We start from the raw sequence: 16084 nt of genomic DNA on the forward strand, positions 1-16084 counted from the left end.
TCGACGTAGCCTGTGTCGAACGTGGGATCGGCCGACGAGAGGCGATCCACTGCAACGGGGGTTAGTAGAATGTCAAAGAATTCCTTTCGACCGCCGGATTCGCTGCCGTTCGCAGACATAGGTGTGCTCGGACCATTACGCGTTGAAATCGACGGGCAGTCGATCGTTCCTACTGCGGGGAAACCGCGGCAATTGCTTGCACTCCTCGCCCTGCGCTGCGGCCGGGTCGTCCAGGTGCCGACCCTGATGGAGGAGGTGTGGGGTGAGGGCATCCCCCGGAGCGGCATGACCACTCTCCAGATGTACGTCCTCCACCTGCGCAGACTCATCGTGGAGGGGCTGCCGGAGGGCGCTGGGGTCACCCCCAAGGATCTGCTGGCCACCCGCTTCAACGGCTACCAGATCACCGTCAAGCCCAGGTCATTCGACCTTGTCGAATTCGAGTCCCTGGCCGGGTCCGGAGAAAACGCGCTGGAGCGCGGCGATGCTGCCGCCGCGTCAAAGTACCTGCATCAGGCGCTGGAATTGTGGCGCGGCCCCGCATTGATGGACGTCCCGGTGGGCCGGGTGCTGTCAATGGAACTGACGGGCCTCAACGAAGTGCGAATGCAGGTGCTTGAGCGTCGTATCCTGTCCGACCTTTGGCTGGGAAAGAGTGCGACCCTCGTTCCGGAATTGCGCAAACTGGTGGAACAGCACCCGCTGCACGAGAAACTGGCCGCCTGCCTGATGATCGCCTACCAACGGTCGGGGGCGGGATGGCGCGCCCTGGAGGTCTTCCGTGACCTGCGGAAGGCGCTGATCGGGGAACTGGGCGTGGAGCCCTCGGGTCGACTCCAGAATCTCCACCGGGAGCTGCTGTCGAACGCCACCGACCTGTCGCTGCGCGACTACGTCCTCACGTGAGCGCGGCCATGGGTGGGAAGGAAACCGCCGCCGGTGACGGCTTTTTGGAAGAAGTCGCGGACGGGGTGTTCGCCTATGTCCAGCCGGACGGCAGCTGGTGTCTGAACAACGCAGGGCTTCTCGTCTCGGAGGGCCGCTCCGTGCTGGTCGACACCGTGGCCACCGAGTCGCGGGCCCGTCGGCTGCGCGAGGCGGTACTGGAGCAGGGCCGGCCGGTCCCCTCCGCGGTGGTCAACACGCATTCGCACGGGGATCACACCTTCGGCAACTTCGTCTTCCCCGAGGCGGTGGTGTACGCGCACCACGAGACGCGGCGCGAGATGGCGGCGGCCGGTCTGCACCTCACCGAGGTGTGGCCGGACGTGGGGTGGGGAGCCGTTGAGGTCGTGTTGCCCCAGGCCACCTACCAGACCGAACTGGAGCTGCACATCGGTGATCTGACGGCCCGGCTGATCCATCTGGAGGTGGCACACAGCACCAACGACACCGCCGTGTGGGTGCCCGAGCGGCGGGTGCTGTTCACCGGTGACGTGGTGATGTCCGGAGTGACCCCGTTCCTGCCGATGGGCTCGGTGGCCGGATCGCTGCGCGCCATCGCGCGGATGCGGGCGCTCGACCCGGCCGTCATCGTGGCCGGGCACGGCATGTCCGGTGGCGTGGACGTGCTGGACACCACGGAGGCGTACCTGCTCCGGCTGCAGGAGCTGGCCCGGCAGGGTATCGACGCCGGACTGTCCCCGTTGGAACTGGCGCGGGAAACGGACCTCGGACCCTTCGCCGCCCTGCTGGACCCGGAGCGCCTCGTGCCCAATCTGCACCGGGCCTTCGCCGAGGAGCGGGGCAGGGCCCACGGCGCGGCGCTCGACATGTCGGCCGTCATCGTCGAGATGCGCACCGTCTTCGAGGAGATGGCCGCCTACCGCGGGTCCCGGCCCGTCTGCCACGCCTGACGCGGCTGGACGACGCTTCGAGCGGGTCTTGAGGACCGGCTCACAGGATCGGCGCTCGCGGGCGCCCCGGCGCACCTCCCGTGTGCCCGGGCGCCCGCTCCGTCGTTCCCGAGCACGTCTGGAGTACCCGATGACGTCCGCCGGCAGCAGCTTCGCCGACCTCTACGCCGCGGTCGGGCAGCACTACGCCCGCCAGGTCCAGTTCCTCGACAGCGGGAGGTTCGAGGAGTACGCCGAGACCTTCACGCAGGACGGCGAGTTCCAGCACACCCCTGGTGTCCCCCCGTCCAGGACGCCCGCCGGCATCGTCGCCGAACTGCACGCCTTCCACGAGCGGTTCGCCGACGACCCGGTGCAGCGCCGGCACTGGTTCAACATGATCGACCTCAGCCCGCGTGAGGACGGGGACTTCGACGCGGTCTTCTACGCCCTGGTGCTCACCGTGCGGCCCGGAGTCAAGGAGCCGCAGGTCGGCCCCAGCTGCCTGGTCCGCGACGTACTGGAGATCAGGGACGGGGCGGTGCGCAACCGCTCCCGCCGAGTCGCGCACGACCAGCACGCCGAGCACGTCCAGCACGCGTCCCGTTGAGCGGCCGATCCGCTCGGCCCGGCCGCCCGCCGAAGGGAGAACCCCTCATGCCTCGTCAGCCCGTCGCCCTGGTGACCGGATCATCGTCCGGGATCGGCGCCGCCGTCGCCCGCAGACTCTCCGCCGAGGGGATGGCGGTGGTGGTCAACGCGACCCGCAGCGCCGACGCGGGCCGCCGACTCGCCGAGTCGTTGCCCGACGCGCGCTTCGTCCAGGCGGACATCTCCGACGAGGGGCAGGTCCGGCAGTTGCTGGACGAGATCGCCGAGGTGTACGGCGTCCTCGACCTCCTGGTCAACAACGCCGGTGTCACCCGAGCCATCCCGCACAAGGATCTCGACGCCGTGACCGGGGAGGTGTGGCGCGACATCCTCGGCGTCAACGTCATCGGCACCTGGCAGACCACCGTGGCCGCCATGCCGCTGCTGCGAGCCTCGGGGGCCGGCCACGTCGTCAACATCTCCTCGGTCGCCGGGGTGCGGCCGGCGGGCAGTTCCGTCCCGTACGCGGTCAGCAAGGCCGCCGTCAACCACATGACCCGGCTGCTGGCCGCCTCGGTCGGCCCGGAGGTGAGGGTGAACGCCATCGCCCCGGGGCTGATCGACACCCCGTGGACGGAAGGCTTCACCGAGATCCGCGCGCGGGTGCGGGAAGCCGTGCCGTTGCGTCGCACCGGCACCCCCGAGGACATCGCGGAGCTGGTGATGGGCCTGCACCGGGCTGCGTACACCACTGGTGAGGTGGTGCTCGCCGACGGCGGCGCCCACCTGCTGATCTGAGAGGAGGAAACACCGTGAAGCTTGGTGTGAACCTGAGCTACCAGGGTGCCGTGGAGCTGGCCCTCGCGGCCGAGCGGCTGGGCTATGACGTGGCGCTGGCCCCCGAAGGCTACCGCTCGGACGCCGCCAGCGTGCTCGGTATGGTCGCGGGCCGGACCGAGCGGATCGCGCTCGGCTCCGCCGTGATGCAGATCCCCGCCCGCAGCCCGGCGCTGGCCGCGCTGACCGCCGCGACCCTGCAGTCGCTGTCCGGCGGACGGTTCCGGCTGGGGCTGGGGGTGTCCAACCCCGACGTCTCCGAGGGCTGGTACGGGGTTTCGTTCGCGGAGCCGCTGGCCCGGACCCGGGAGTACGTGGAGATCGTACGGCGGGCGCTGACGGGTGAGCCGGTCCGCTACGACGGCCGTCACTACCAGCTGCCGTCCTCCGGCTCGGGTGCGGCCCCGCTGCACGTGATCACCGAGACGCAGGGCGCGCCCGTACCGGTGTACCTGGGGGCGGTCGGCCCGGGAAACCTGGCGCTGGCAGGTGAGATCGCCGACGGGTGGATCGGGGTGTTCGCCGCACCCGAGCAGGTCGCGGAGTCGGTGGCGCACGTCACGGCGGGTCGGGCGCGGACCGGCCTGCCGATGGCAGGCTTCGACGTCATGCCCTGCCTTGCCACCGCGATCGGCGACGACACCGACGATTGCGTGGACCTGCTCCGGGCCCATTACGCCTACCTGATGGGCATCGGGGCACCGGAGCGGAACTTCTACATCGCACTGGCGACACGGCTGGGCTTCGGCGAGGCCGCCACCGAGGTGGGCAGGCGCGCGGCCGCGGGGGACCGGGCGGGCGCCGCTGCGGCGGTGCCCGCCGGATTCGTGGAACTGACCGCGCTGACCGGGCCGGTGGACCGGGTCGCGGAGCGGATGCGGCAGTACGCGGAGGTGGGTGTCACCACGCTCGGCATCATGATCTCCGCCATGGCCGGCGGGGTCGAGGAGCGGATCGCGGTCCTGGAGCGGGCGATGACCGCGCTGGAACGGTCCGGGGTACGCGACTGAGGCGGCCGTCGGCCCGCACAGTGGGACGCGCCGCGGGCGGGGCACCTGGTGACAGGGCCCCGCCCGCGGCGCGCTCGTGTGCGGGAGGGACGCCCTCAGGCGGCCACGCCGGCGGTGATGCGGTGGATCAGCTCGGCGGGGGACGGCTGCCCCGCCATCTCCTGACGGACCTGTGCGGCGGCCTGCCGGAAGGAGGCCTCCGTGAGCAGTCGTACGGCGGCCGCGGCGATCCGGTCGGCGTCCGCCGTCTCCGGCGACACGGCCAGGCCGACCCCGCGCTCGACGATCCGGCCGGCACACAGTTCGTTGTCCGCGCCGCTGGGGACGAGCAGTTGGGGCACGCCGTAGTGCAGCGCGGCCGCGGTGGTGCCCGATCCGCCGTGGTGGACGACGAGCGCGCAGTCACGCAGGATGCCGGAGAGGGGGACGAAGCCGGCCGGGACGAGATTGGCGGGCAGCGGGCCGAGCGCGGTCAGGTCGGTCTCGTCGTCGGCGAGGACCACCTCCGCGTCCAGGGCGGCGAGGGCGTCGATCAGCAGCCGCAGGCTGGCGGTGCCGCCCGGCAGGAGCGGTGCGACGGTGCCGAGGGTGAGGCAGATGCGGGGCCGGGCCGGTCGGCGCAGCGCCCAGTCGGGCAGGACGGCGCCGCCGTTGTAGGGCACGTAGCGCATCGGCAGCCAGGGCACGCCGTCGTACGTGTCGGCTGCCTCGTGCTCCAGGCCGCCGAGACTGGGGGCGCGGGGGTCGATGCGGCCGAGGAGGTCCGGCTCACGTTCGCCGAGGCCGAGTTGAGCGCGCAGTCGCAGGACGACGGGGCTGTCGTCCGGGACCACGCCGAGACGGGCGTTGGTCCGGGCTGCCTCGCGCACGCCGGGGTCCCGCATCGACCAGGACACCCGGTTGCCGACCTCCAGGGCAGGCACGCCGAGGGCCACGGCGGCCAGTTTTCCGGCCTGGTGGTCGGAGCAGTAGACGACGAGGTCCGCGCCGAAGTCGCGGCCGGCGTCGACCGTTCCTTCGGTCATGGCGAGGGTGAACAGCTCGAACGGGCGCATGGTGCGAGCGAGTTCCCAGTACCCCTCGGGCAGGTCCGGGTTGGCGTCGGGGACGGGCCCGTCCGGACCGGCGACCAGGTCCTCGCCGACGTCACGGCGGGGGAACACGTCCACCACCGGCGCCCCGGACCAGGCGGCGGCCTTCGCCATGTGGGCGGTGGTGGCGATCAGGACTTCGTGTCCCGCCGCGCGCGCCGCCCAGACGAGCGGCACGAGGGGCAGCATCAGGCCGTAGCCCGGCGCTGCCGGAAACAGGATCCGCATGGCGGATGACTCCTTAGGATTCGGACGGGTGGCGTGGATCAAACAATTCTGTCGACGCTGCGGAAAACCGCCTCGACGAGCCTGCGGACACGTCCGTCCATGCTGCCCATCACCGCAGAACCCATATTCGGTGCATAGCCGAAAGACAGCTCGCGTTCCGGGTCCGCGAAAACGAAGACGCCGTTCGCGCCACTGAGTCCGAACGAATTCTTCAGGCCTGTGTCGGCGGGGAACACCGCGCTGTCCGCGAGCTGCACGCCCAGTCCCCAGGTGAGCGGGGTCAGCATGACCTCGCAGGTGCCGTGGGAGTGGGGGCGGGCCATTTCGGCGGTGCGGTCGGGGCCGATGAGGCGGATGCCGTCGACCTCGCCGACGAGGGCGCCGAAGAGGCGGGCCAGGGCGTGGGCGCTGGCGAGGCCGCCGTAGGAGGGGTCCTCGACGGCCGGATCGGCCGGGTCCTGGGACATGCTGCCGATGGTCGCCCGATAGGTGAGCGTGGTGGGTTCGCGGAGTTCGACGACCTCGCCGGGGTCGGCGCCGGCCATGAGGGCTTCGGCTTTGGATTCCATCATGGTGGCGAGGTGGGCGTCGGAGTCGGTCGGTAGCCCGATGTGGGCGTCGAGGCGGAGGGGGTGTGCGAGGTGGCGGGCGAAGTAGTGGCCTACGGTCAGGCCGGTGCGGCGTCGTATGAGTTCGCTCAGGAGGTGTCCGTAGGTGGTGGCGTGGTAGCCGTGCGCGGTGTCGGGTTCCCATTCGGGGCGGGCCGCGGCGAGTGCTTCGGCCACGGGGGTGTGGGCGCGTAGCGCGTCGAGGGTGAGTGGTGCGTGGTCGAGGCAGACGATTCCGGAGCGGTGGGCGAGGATCATGCGGGGGGTGATGGTGGCTTTGCCGTGGGCGGCGAACTCCGGCCAGTGAACGGCGACCGGTTCGTCCAGGTCGAGGCCCTGTTTCTCCCAGAGGTGGAGGAAGGCGGCGGTGACCAGTGCCTTCGTGGGGGAGGCGAGCACCGCGAGGGTGTCGGCCCGCCAGGGGTCGGTGTGGTCGGGGTCGGCCCAGCCGCCCCACAGGTCTACCACCGGGCGGCCTCGGTGGTAGACGCAGACGGCTGCGCCCATTTCCTCGCCCGATGCGAAGTTGTCCTCGAAGGCGCGCCGGACCTCCGTGAACGCGTCCTCGGTCAGGCCTGCCTGGGGGTATTGCTGCACAGTCATCCGTCCTTCACGCGGGGAGAGCGGGACCGCCTCGGCAGACGGCTTCGACCTGTGATGATGCGGCCGTCACTCGGGCCCCACTCGAATGCCGGTCATGTTCCGCTCGCAAGGGAATGCAGAGCTCCTGGCGGGGTGACCTCGACGGAAATCCTCTGGCAGGATCGGTGTCATGCGATTCCCCGCAAGGTCTGTTCTCCTCGAAAACCGAGCTATCCCCCGCGGGAATGGGAGGGCATTTTTCGGACCGAAGGTGGCCACATGTTCTCCGATATAGCCGAATTCCGCGACTGGTACGCCGGGCGTCGTCGCGCCCACCGCTACCGGGTGGATCGGGTCCCGCTCGACTCCCTCGACGGTTGGCGCACCGACCCCGAATCCGGCAACCTCGTGCACCGGAGCGGGCGGTTCTTCAGCGTCGAGGGGCTGGACGTCGCGGACTCCGGCCGGGAGGTGGACGCCTGGCAGCAGCCGATCATCGTCCAGCCCGAGCAGGGTGTCCTCGGCATCCTGGTGAAGGAGTTCGCGGGCGTCCCGCACTTTCTGCTCCAGGTGAAGATGGAGCCGGGCAACGTCAACGGCCTCCAACTGTCCCCGACCGTGCAGGCGACCCGGTCCAACTTCACCGGGGCGCACGGCGGCAGATCGGTGCCGTACCTGGAGCACTTCGCCGCCCCCCGCTCCGGCCGGATCCTGTCCGACGTGCTCCAGTCCGAGCAGGCGTCCTGGTTCCTGGCCAAGCGGAACCGGAACATGATCGTCCAGGTACATGAAGACGTCCCGCTGCTGGAAGACTTCTGCTGGCTGGACTTCGAGCAGATCGCCGAGCTGCTGCGCGAGCCGAACCTGGTCAACATGGATACCCGCACGGTGCTGGCCGGCGCGGCGTCCTGGCGAGACCGAGGCGCCGATCTGGTCGCGGACACCTTCCGGGGCGCGCTGGCCCGGTCCTGGGCTCCCGGCACCGTCGCCCTGCACGACACCCCGCAGCTGCTCAGCTGGTTCACCGAGGCCAAGAACGTCTGCACCCTGACACGCGAGCAGATCCCGCTGACCAAGGTCGACGGGTGGAGCCGGCGCGCCGGTGCCATCGTCCATGACCGGGATCAGCACTTCGCCGTCATCGGGGTGTCCGTCGACACCGACAGCCGCGAGGTCAGCCACTGGCAGCAGCCCATGTTCGAGCCGCGTAGCCAGGGCGTCATCGCTTTTCTGGTCCGCCGCATCGGGGGCGTCCTGCACGTACTGATGCAGGCCCGTACCGAGACGGGCGCCTTCGACGGCGTGGAGATGGCCCCCACCGTGCAATGCCAGCCGGACAGTTACCGGGGCTTGCCCGAAGCGCGCCGACCCCGGTTCCTGTCGGACGTGCTGGACGCGCCCGCCGAGAACATCCGTTTCGACCGCATCCACTCGGAGGAGGGGGGCCGCTTCTATCACGCGCAGAACCGCTACCTGCTGGTGGAGGTCGGGGACAGCTTTCCCCTGCGGGTCCCCGACGACTACGCCTGGATGACCCTGCGCCAGCTCACCGACTTCGTGCGGTACGGCAACCACCTGAACGTCGAGGCCCGGAGCCTGCTGACGTTCGCGGGCTTCTACAAGGAGGACGACACGTGACCACCCATGTCTGGGACTACCTCGCGGAGTACGGGGAGGAGCGGGAGGACATCCTCGACGCCGTGCAACAGGTCTTCGCCAGCGGCCGGCTGGTCCTGGGCGAGAGTGTGCGCGGCTTCGAGGACGAGTTCGCCGCTTACCACGGCCTGCCGCACTGCGTCGGCGTGGACAACGGCACCAACGCGGTGCAGCTGGCCCTGGAGTCCCTCGGCGTCGGGCGCGGCGACGAAGTGATCACGGTGTCGAACACCGCCGCCCCGACCGTCGTCGCCATCGACGCCGTCGGTGCCGTCCCCGTCTTCGTGGACGTCCGCGCCGAGGACTACCTGATGGACACCGACCAGGTGGCGGCGGCGATCACCCCGCGCACCAAGGCGCTGCTGCCGGTGCACCTGTACGGCCAGTGCGTGGACATGGAGCCGTTGCGGCGCCTGGCCCGCGAGCACGGGCTTGCGATCGTGGAGGACTGCGCGCAGGCCCACGGCGCCCGCCACCACGGCGCGCTCGCCGGGACGATGGGCGACGCCGCGGCGTTCTCGTTCTACCCCACCAAGGTGTTGGGGGCGTACGGCGACGGCGGCGCTGTCCTGACCGACTCCGCCGACACCGACCGCGCACTGCGCCGGCTGCGCTACTACGGCATGGAGGAGGTGTACTACGTCGAGCGGACCCCCGGACACAACAGTCGCCTGGACGAGGTCCAGGCCGAGATCCTGCGCCGGAAGCTGACCCGGCTCGACGCCTACGTGGCCGGCCGTCGCCGGGTGGCCCGCCGCTATGCGGAGGGGCTCTCGGACCTGTGCGGGCCGGACGGACTGACCCTGCCGGCCACGGCCGCGGGCAATGAACACGTCTACTACGTGTACGTGGTACGCCACCCGCGCCGCGACGAGATCATCCCCGCTCTCAAGGAGCGCTACGACATCTCGCTCAACATCAGCTACCCGTGGCCCGTTCACACGATGCGCGGCTTCGCCCACCTCGGCGTGGAGGCCGGCTCGCTGCCGGTCACCGAGCGGCTGGCCGGGGAGATCTTCTCCCTGCCCATGTACCCGTCGCTGTCGGAGGCCGTGCAGGACAAGGTCATCGACGCCCTCCACGAGGTCCTGCGGACCCTCTAGGGAGTGTCCGCACAGCAGCGTCCGCCCGATCGAAAGGCCCACACCATGCCGTCCAGCACGGACACCCACATCTACGACCGCGCCGACGTCTACCACGACTTCTACCGGGGCCGCGGCAAGGACTACCGCGCCGAGTCGGCCGTCGTCCGCGAGCTCGTCGAGCAGCGCGCCGCGGTGGCCCCGGCCGCCGGATCGCTCCTGGACGTCGCCTGCGGCACCGGCTCCCACCTGGCCGAGCTGAGCGGCTTCTTCGCCGAGGCGGCCGGAGTGGACCTGTCCGCCCCCATGCTCTCCATCGCCGCCCGTACCAACCCCGGTGTGCCCCTGACCGAGGGGGACATGCGGGACTTCCGGCTCGGCCGTACCTTCTCCGTCGTCACCTGCATGTTCAGCTCGGTCGGCTACCTGGAGTCCACCGGCGGCCTGGACGCGGCGGTGGCGAACATGGCCGGGCACCTGGCCCCGGGTGGTGTCCTCGTCGTCGAACCCTGGTGGTTCCCGGAGGACTTCCTGCCCGGCTGGGTCGGCGCCGACGTGGTCGAGGTCGGCGGGCGGAAGATCGCCCGGGTCTCCCACACGGTCCGTGCCGGGCGGACCAGCCGGATGGAGGTGCACTACACGGTCGCGGCGTCCGACACGGGTGTCGAGTACTTCACGGACACGCACGTCATGACCCTGTTCGAGCGGGTGGAGTACGAGGAGGCCTTCCGCCGAGCGGGCCTGGAGCCCGCATACCTGCGCCACGAGCTGTACGGTCCGGGGCTGTTCGTCGCCACCCGCCCCGGCGGTGCCGTGTGAAGGTCCGCGAACTGGCCATCGACGGCGCGTACGCGTTCGAGCCCGAGGTCTTCCACGACGAGCGCGGCTCGTTCCGCTCCCCGTACCAGGAGGCCGTGTACGGTGCGGCGCTGGGCCGGCCGCTGTTCCCGGTCGCCCAGGTGAGCACCAGCAGCTCGCGCCGCTGGGCGGTGCGCGGGGTGCACTTCACCGCAACACCCGGCTCCATGGCCAAGTACGTGCTGTGCACGGGCGGGCGGGCGCTCGACGTGGTGGTCGACGTCCGGCTCGGCTCACCCACCTTCGGGCGCAGCGAGCGGGTGGAACTCTCCCCCGAGGCGGGCACCGCGCTCTACCTCCCGCCGGGCGTGGGACACCTGTTCACCGCGCTGGAGGACGACACGGTGATGGTGTACCTGCTGTCGGCGGCCTACCGGGCGGACAAGGAGCGGGCGGTGCACCCGCTCGACCCTGAGCTGGGTCTGGAGCTTCCGGGCGGGCACGCACCGGTGCTCTCCGAGCGCGACCGGTCGGCGCCTACGCTGGCCGAGGCACGCGACCGGGGTCTGCTGCCGCGGTACGCGGACTGTACGGCGGCCGGGGCGGACGGGGACGGACGGTGAGCGCGCCGCGTCAGGTCGTCGTGCTCGGCGCCTCCGGGTTCCTCGGCTCGGCTGTGGTTCGCACGCTGGCGGCCGACCCCGGTGTCCGGGTGCGAGCGGTGTCGAGACGGCCGGTCGTGGTCCCGGAGTCGTTCGCCGGGCGGGTGGAGGTGTGCACCGCCGACCTCACCGAACGGGGCGCCCTGGCTCGGGCGGTGGCCGGTGCGGACGCCGTGCTGCCGTTCATGGCGCGGATCCGCGGTGCGTCCGGGTGGCGGCTGTCCGAGGACGACACGGAGGCGGAACGGGTCAACGTGGGCCTGCTCGGGGACCTGGTGGCGCTGCTCGCCGAGCGGGCACCGGTCGCCGGGGAGCCGCCCGCGATCGTCTTCCCGGGCAGCAACACCCAGGTGGGGCGGGTCACCGCCGAGCTGATCGACGGATCCGAGCCGGACCGGCCCACGGGGGTCTACGACCGGCAGAAGCACGCCGCCGAGACAGTACTGAAGCGGGCCGCGGCGGCGGGCCTGGCACGGGCGGTGAGCCTGCGGCTGCCTCCCGTGTACGGTCCGGGTTCTCCTACCGCCGAGGACCGCGGGGTGGTGTCCACCATGATCCGGCGGGCGCTGGCGGGACAGCCGCTGACGATGTGGCACGACGGCACGGTCCGCCGCGACCTGTTGTACGTGGAGGACGCCGCTCGAGCGTTCACGGCGGCCCTGGCCCACGCCGACGCGCTGTCCGGCCGGCACTACCTGGTCGGGACCGGGCGGGCGCGGCCGCTGGGCGAGGTGTTCGAGGCGGTGGCGCGTGCCGTGTCCCGGTACACGGGGACGCCCGCGGTGCCGGTGCTGTCGGTGGAACCGCCCCCACACGCCGACCCGACCGACTTCCGCAGCCTGGCGGTCGATCCGTCGGCCTTCTCGGCCGCGACGGGCTGGCGGGCACTGGCCGTCCGGGACACCGCGATGGACGAGGCACTGGACCGGACGGTCGCCGCCGTGGCCGCCGCTCAGGAGGCCGGGGCTGCGTCCCGGTTGTGACCTGCGGAAGGGCCCCGCCCGGGACCGGGCGGGGCCACCCGACGTGGCGTTCCTTGTCAGGGCCGCAGCGACTCCAGTACGGACACCACCCGGTGCGGGGAGGGCTGGGCGGCGATCTCCGCGCTGATCTCCGCCGCCCGCTCCCGGGGTCCGGGGGCGGTCAGCAGCTCGGTCGCGGCGCGCGCGATGCGGGCTCCGGACTGCTCCCCCTCGGCCAGCACCACGGCCGCCCCACGCTCCTCGATGCGGCGGCACGGCTCCAGCATCTTCGGGATCGTCGGCACCAGCAGTTGGGGCACACCCGCGTGCAGGGCGGTCAGGGCGGTCTGCCCGCCGCCGTGGTGGACGATGAGGTCGCAGGTCGCGAGGAGCGTGTCCAGGGCGAACCAGCCGGCCCGTACTCCGGGGACCTCGACGGCCAGCGCGTCGGCCACGTCCTGCGGGGCGGCGACGACCAGTTCCCCGTCGAGGCCTTCCACCGTCCGGGCCAGCTCGACCAGTTCGGCCACCCCGTCCGCGCCGGAGACCCGGCTGCCCGCGGTGACGCACACCCGGGGCCGGCCCGCCCGGCGCAGCATCCACGGCTCCAACGGCCTGCGCAGGTTGGCGGGGACGAACCGCATCGAATGGCGAGGACCCGGGGCCGGGTGGGCGGCGCGCAGGCTGGGCGGGCAGATGTCCACCCACAGCGCGGGCACGGGCAGCCCGTCCAGCCCCGCCGCTTCGAGTTCGGTCGCCAGCTCGGTGGCGGCGCCGTCGTCCATTCCGGGCGGTTCGCCCAGGTCCCAGGTGTGCCGCACCCACGGCGCCCCCAGCTCGTGGGCGAGGAGGGGCGCCGCGTAGCAGAGCGATCCGCCGACGACCAGGTCCGGGGTCCAGTCGGCAGCCAGGGACCGCAGCCGGGGCAGGGTCGCGGCGGCCAGTCGCCCGAAGCCCTCCCCGTTGAAGTGGATCCGCTCCTGCGGGTCGACGGGGATGGACAGCGACGCCCCCGCCCGGTCCTCCAGCATGAACCGGCGCATGGACCCATCGGTGACGGGCAGGACGGGCAGGCCGATGCCCGTGACGTACGGGGCCATGTCCTCGGGCGACGCGACGAGGACGTCGTGCCCGGCGAGGCCGGCCGCCGAGGCGAGCGGGGCGAGCGCGAAGACGGTCGCTGGGCTCCCGCCGGTGACAAAGAGGATCTTCATCGCACTGAGGGTGCACCGCGGCGCTCGAGAACCGCTGGACCGGTGTACGGCCTCCCTGAGCGGACATCGAGCGCCTCTTGAGCAGACGTCGACCGCCCCCGCTTATCAAGAGTGTCGGCCGGTCTCTCCGGCCTTACCGAGTCACCTCTGCGAGAAGGAAACCGATTCGATGTCCCGGCGTGTCGTGATAACCGGTATGGGGGTGCGCGCACCGGGAGGAAGCGGCACGGAGGAGTTCTGGTCGCTGCTGGCCGCGGGTCGTACCGCGACCCGCCGGATCAGCTTCTTCGAGCCCACCACCTTCCGTTCCCAGCTCGCGGGCGAATGCGACTTCGACGCCGGCGCCGAAGGGCTCACCCCGCGGGAGACCCGCAGGATGGATCGGGCGACGCAGTTCGCCGTGGTCTGCGCCCGCGACGCGGTGTCGGACAGCCGCCTCGACTTCGGGGCGCTCGACCCGTCCCGGACGGGCGTGAGCCTGGGCAGTGCCGTCGCTGCCGCCACCAGCCTGGAGAACGAGTACCTGGTGCTCTCCGACGCGGGCCGGCAGTGGGAGGTCGACCCGCGCTATCTGTCGCCACACATGTACGACTACCTGACGCCCGGGGTGATGGCCGCCGAGGTGGCGTGGACGGTGGGCGCGGAGGGGCCGGTGGCCCTGGTGTCCAACGGCTGCACCTCGGGGCTCGACGCCGTCGGCAACGCCGTCCAGTTGATCGCCGACGGCACCGTCGACGTGATGCTCGCCGGGGCTTCCGACACCCCTGTCACCCCGGTCGTGGCGGCCAGCTTCGACGCCATCAAGGCCACCACGAACCGCAACGACGACCCCGCGCACGCCTCCCGGCCCTTCGACGCTTCCCGCAACGGCTTCGTCCTGGCCGAGGGCGCGGCGGTGTTCGTTCTGGAGGAGCTGGAGGGTGCGCGGGCCCGCGGCGCGACGATCTACGCCGAGGTCAGCGGGTACGCCACGCGTCTCAACGCCTACCACATGACGGGGTTGAAGACCGACGGCCGTGAGCTGGCCGAGGCCATCCGGACGGCACTGGACCAGTCCCGGCTGAACGCGGACGCGATCGACTACGTCAACGCGCACGGTTCGGGCACCGTGCAGAACGACCGGCACGAGACGGCCGCGTTCAAGCGAGCCCTGGGCGACCACGCGTACCGCACGCCGATCAGCTCGATCAAGTCCATGGTGGGTCACTCCCTGGGGGCCATCGGCTCGGTCGAGATCGCCGCGTGCGCGCTCGCGATGAAGCACAACGTGGTGCCGCCCACGGCCAACCTGCACCGGGCCGACCCCGAGTGCGACCTCGACTACGTGCCGCTGACCGCCCGCGAGCAGCGGGTGGACACCGTGCTGACCGTGGGCAGCGGGTTCGGGGGCTTTCAGACCGCGATGCTGCTGCGGCGGCCGGAAGGAGCGTCATGACGAGCACGGTGTTCACGGGGCTGGGAGTCGTCGCCCCCAATGGTCTGGGGACCGAGGAGTTCTGGTCCGCGACGGTGGAGGGCCGCAGCGGCATCGCGGAGATCACCGGCTTCGACGCCGCCGGCTACCCGGCCAGGCAGGCGGGCGAGGTGAGGGACTTCGATCCGGCCGCGCACCTGCCGAACCGGCTGCTTCCGCAGACCGACCGATCGACCCGCTTCGCGCTGACCGCCGCCGGGCTGGCCCTGGCCGACGGGGGCGTGGACCCCGCCGCGCTCGTCGACTACGACATGGGCGTGATGACCGGCAACGCGTTCGGCGGCTTCGAGTTCACTCACCGCGAGTTCGCGAAGCTGTGGTCGAAGGGATCGCAGTTCGTCAGCGTGTACGAGTCGTTCGCCTGGTTCTACGCCGTGAACACCGGTCAGATCTCCATCCGCCACCAGCTGCGCGGCCCGGGCAAGGCCCTCGTCGCCGAACAGGCGAGTGGGCTGGACGCCGTCGGCCACGCCCGGCGTGCGCTCCTGCGGGGCGAGGCGAAGCTGATGGTCACCGGTGGCGCGGATTCGGCCCTGGACCCGTGGGGATGGGCCGCGCAGTGGGCCGGCGGCCGGGTCACCACCGGCGAATACCGGCCGTTCGACCCGACGGCGAGCGGGCACGTGCCCGGCGAGGGGGCGGCGATCCTGGTCCTGGAGGACGCTGCGGCGGCCCGCGGGCGCGGTGCGCCACGGATCCACGGCGAACTCGCCGGGCAGGCCTCCACTTTCGATCCGCCGCCAGGCTCCCCACGGCCACCGGCGCTGCGCCGTGCGATCGAGGCGGCGTTGGCCCAGGCGGGCGTGGCGCCGTCCGAGGTGGACGTCGTCTTCGCGGACTCGGCGGGCCTGCCCGCTGCGGACCGGCAGGAGGCCGAGGCGCTGCGCGGAGTGTTCGGCGAACGGGGCGTCCCGGTCACGGCCCCCAAGGCACTGACCGGGCGGCTGCAGTCCGCGGGCGGACCGCTGGACGTGGTGGCCGCGCTGCTGTCGCTGCGCGACGGGGTGATCCCGCCGACCGCGAACACCGACGTGACACCTGAGGAGTACGGCATCGACCTGGTCCGCAAGTCCCCGCGGGAGGCACGGCTGGCGACGGCCCTGGTCCTCGCCCGGGGCGTGTCGGGCTTCAACTCGGCCGCCGTCGTGCGGACGTACGACCACTGACGGAAGCAACAGAAAAGGTGAAGAAGGAACGATGAGCGACGACATCACCACCATGACGCTGGACGACCTGCGCCGCATCCTGTCGGAGTCCGCGGGCAGCGAAGGCGGCCAGCTCGACGGGAACATCCTCGACACCTCGTTCGCGGAGCTGGGCTACGACTCGCTGGCCCTGCTGGAGACCACGGCTGTCGTCCAGCGCGAGTACGGGGTGGAGGTCCCGGACAAGGTGGCCACCCCGCGCGAGCTGCTGGACTCCGTCAACGGCGCCCTTTCCTCGGCGGGCTGAGC

At 71.5% G+C, this 16084-nt stretch carries 16 protein-coding genes; 13 read left to right on the forward strand and 3 right to left on the reverse strand.

Going from position 1 to position 16084, the window contains the following annotated elements; genetic code table 11:
* The first annotated feature begins 69 nt into the window (after positions 1-69).
* The 5 genes from ACZ6RC_RS03285 to ACZ6RC_RS03305 all read left to right on the forward strand — a co-directional run bounded on the left by ACZ6RC_RS03285 (position 70) and on the right by ACZ6RC_RS03305 (position 4273).
* Positions 70-906: an AfsR/SARP family transcriptional regulator gene (locus tag ACZ6RC_RS03285; RefSeq protein WP_469578970.1), complete on the forward strand. Its 837-nt coding sequence runs from the start codon at positions 70-72 to the stop codon at positions 904-906.
* An 8-nt stretch (positions 907-914) separates the two neighbouring features.
* Positions 915-1856, forward strand: coding sequence for an MBL fold metallo-hydrolase (locus ACZ6RC_RS03290; protein WP_469578971.1), 942 nt, complete (start codon positions 915-917; stop codon positions 1854-1856).
* A 130-nt stretch (positions 1857-1986) separates the two neighbouring features.
* Complete coding sequence (locus ACZ6RC_RS03295; protein WP_469578972.1) at positions 1987-2445, forward strand: nuclear transport factor 2 family protein; 459 nt, start codon at positions 1987-1989, stop codon at positions 2443-2445.
* Positions 2446-2492: 47 nt separating this feature from the next.
* Positions 2493-3224, forward strand: coding sequence for an SDR family NAD(P)-dependent oxidoreductase (locus ACZ6RC_RS03300; RefSeq protein WP_469578973.1), 732 nt, complete (start codon positions 2493-2495; stop codon positions 3222-3224).
* A 14-nt stretch (positions 3225-3238) separates the two neighbouring features.
* Positions 3239-4273: an LLM class flavin-dependent oxidoreductase gene (locus ACZ6RC_RS03305; protein WP_469578975.1), complete on the forward strand. Its 1035-nt coding sequence runs from the start codon at positions 3239-3241 to the stop codon at positions 4271-4273.
* A 95-nt stretch (positions 4274-4368) separates the two neighbouring features.
* Here the strand turns inward: ACZ6RC_RS03305 and ACZ6RC_RS03310 are convergent, their stop codons facing one another.
* Positions 4369-5592: a nucleotide disphospho-sugar-binding domain-containing protein gene (locus ACZ6RC_RS03310; RefSeq protein WP_469578976.1), complete on the reverse strand. Its 1224-nt coding sequence runs from the start codon at positions 5590-5592 to the stop codon at positions 4369-4371.
* Positions 5593-5630: 38 nt separating this feature from the next.
* On the reverse strand, positions 5631-6803 hold the full coding sequence (locus ACZ6RC_RS03315; RefSeq protein WP_469578978.1) for a serine hydrolase domain-containing protein: 1173 nt from the start codon (positions 6801-6803) through the stop codon (positions 5631-5633).
* Between the two features lie 258 nt (positions 6804-7061).
* On the opposite strand from ACZ6RC_RS03315, the gene ACZ6RC_RS03320 reads away from it, so the two are divergent.
* Genes ACZ6RC_RS03320 through ACZ6RC_RS03340 form a run of 5 tightly spaced genes read left to right on the forward strand, consistent with a single transcriptional unit; the run spans position 7062 to position 11963 of the window.
* On the forward strand, positions 7062-8420 hold the full coding sequence (locus tag ACZ6RC_RS03320) for an NDP-hexose 2,3-dehydratase family protein (protein ID WP_469578980.1): 1359 nt from the start codon (positions 7062-7064) through the stop codon (positions 8418-8420).
* Entirely contained in the window at positions 8417-9541 is a 1125-nt protein-coding gene (locus ACZ6RC_RS03325; protein ID WP_469578982.1) for a DegT/DnrJ/EryC1/StrS family aminotransferase, read from the forward strand. The genes ACZ6RC_RS03320 and ACZ6RC_RS03325 overlap by 4 nt, the downstream gene beginning before the upstream one ends.
* Positions 9542-9586: 45 nt before the next feature.
* On the forward strand, positions 9587-10339 hold the full coding sequence (locus ACZ6RC_RS03330) for a class I SAM-dependent DNA methyltransferase (protein ID WP_469578984.1): 753 nt from the start codon (positions 9587-9589) through the stop codon (positions 10337-10339).
* Complete coding sequence (locus tag ACZ6RC_RS03335) at positions 10336-10941, forward strand: dTDP-4-dehydrorhamnose 3,5-epimerase family protein (RefSeq protein WP_469578986.1); 606 nt, start codon at positions 10336-10338, stop codon at positions 10939-10941. The genes ACZ6RC_RS03330 and ACZ6RC_RS03335 overlap by 4 nt, the downstream gene beginning before the upstream one ends.
* On the forward strand, positions 10938-11963 hold the full coding sequence (locus ACZ6RC_RS03340; protein ID WP_469578988.1) for an NAD-dependent epimerase/dehydratase family protein: 1026 nt from the start codon (positions 10938-10940) through the stop codon (positions 11961-11963). The genes ACZ6RC_RS03335 and ACZ6RC_RS03340 overlap by 4 nt, the downstream gene beginning before the upstream one ends.
* A 56-nt stretch (positions 11964-12019) precedes the next feature.
* Here ACZ6RC_RS03340 and ACZ6RC_RS03345 read toward each other — a convergent pair whose 3' ends face one another.
* Positions 12020-13156 (reverse strand): glycosyltransferase, encoded by a 1137-nt coding sequence (locus ACZ6RC_RS03345; protein ID WP_469578990.1) that lies wholly within the window; start codon positions 13154-13156, stop codon positions 12020-12022.
* Between the two features lie 169 nt (positions 13157-13325).
* Here ACZ6RC_RS03345 and ACZ6RC_RS03350 point away from each other — a divergent pair, with 169 nt between their 5' ends.
* From ACZ6RC_RS03350 to ACZ6RC_RS03360, 3 genes are read left to right on the forward strand one after another with little or no spacing between them, the layout of a single operon-like run.
* The gene (locus tag ACZ6RC_RS03350) at positions 13326-14591 is read left to right on the forward strand and encodes a beta-ketoacyl-[acyl-carrier-protein] synthase family protein (RefSeq protein WP_469578992.1); all 1266 of its coding nucleotides are present in this window, start codon (positions 13326-13328) and stop codon (positions 14589-14591) included.
* Entirely contained in the window at positions 14588-15796 is a 1209-nt protein-coding gene (locus ACZ6RC_RS03355; RefSeq protein WP_469578994.1) for a ketosynthase chain-length factor, read from the forward strand. Before ACZ6RC_RS03350 ends, ACZ6RC_RS03355 begins: the two co-directional genes overlap by 4 nt.
* Positions 15797-15827: 31 nt before the next feature.
* Positions 15828-16082, forward strand: a complete 255-nt coding sequence (locus tag ACZ6RC_RS03360) for an acyl carrier protein (protein ID WP_469578996.1) — start codon at positions 15828-15830, stop codon at positions 16080-16082.
* Positions 16083-16084: the final 2 nt, after the last annotated feature.

The sequence above is a fragment of the Streptomyces sp. NPDC048353 genome, assembly GCF_055587165.1.

Bases quoted from the DNA above. Each gene is read 5' to 3' on its own strand.
- ACZ6RC_RS03285 (WP_469578970.1), top strand. From the start codon at position 70: ATGTCAAAGAATTCCTTTCGACCGCCGGATTCGCTGCCGTTCGCAGAC.
- ACZ6RC_RS03290 (WP_469578971.1), top strand. From the start codon at position 915: ATGGGTGGGAAGGAAACCGCCGCCGGTGACGGCTTTTTGGAAGAAGTC.
- ACZ6RC_RS03295 (WP_469578972.1), top strand. From the start codon at position 1,987: ATGACGTCCGCCGGCAGCAGCTTCGCCGACCTCTACGCCGCGGTCGGG.
- ACZ6RC_RS03300 (WP_469578973.1), top strand. From the start codon at position 2,493: ATGCCTCGTCAGCCCGTCGCCCTGGTGACCGGATCATCGTCCGGGATC.
- ACZ6RC_RS03310 (WP_469578976.1), bottom strand. From the start codon at position 5,592: ATGCGGATCCTGTTTCCGGCAGCGCCGGGCTACGGCCTGATGCTGCCC.
- ACZ6RC_RS03315 (WP_469578978.1), bottom strand. From the start codon at position 6,803: ATGACTGTGCAGCAATACCCCCAGGCAGGCCTGACCGAGGACGCGTTC.
- ACZ6RC_RS03320 (WP_469578980.1), top strand. From the start codon at position 7,062: ATGTTCTCCGATATAGCCGAATTCCGCGACTGGTACGCCGGGCGTCGT.
- ACZ6RC_RS03330 (WP_469578984.1), top strand. From the start codon at position 9,587: ATGCCGTCCAGCACGGACACCCACATCTACGACCGCGCCGACGTCTAC.
- ACZ6RC_RS03345 (WP_469578990.1), bottom strand. From the start codon at position 13,156: ATGAAGATCCTCTTTGTCACCGGCGGGAGCCCAGCGACCGTCTTCGCG.
- ACZ6RC_RS03350 (WP_469578992.1), top strand. From the start codon at position 13,326: ATGTCCCGGCGTGTCGTGATAACCGGTATGGGGGTGCGCGCACCGGGA.
- ACZ6RC_RS03355 (WP_469578994.1), top strand. From the start codon at position 14,588: ATGACGAGCACGGTGTTCACGGGGCTGGGAGTCGTCGCCCCCAATGGT.
- ACZ6RC_RS03360 (WP_469578996.1), top strand. From the start codon at position 15,828: ATGAGCGACGACATCACCACCATGACGCTGGACGACCTGCGCCGCATC.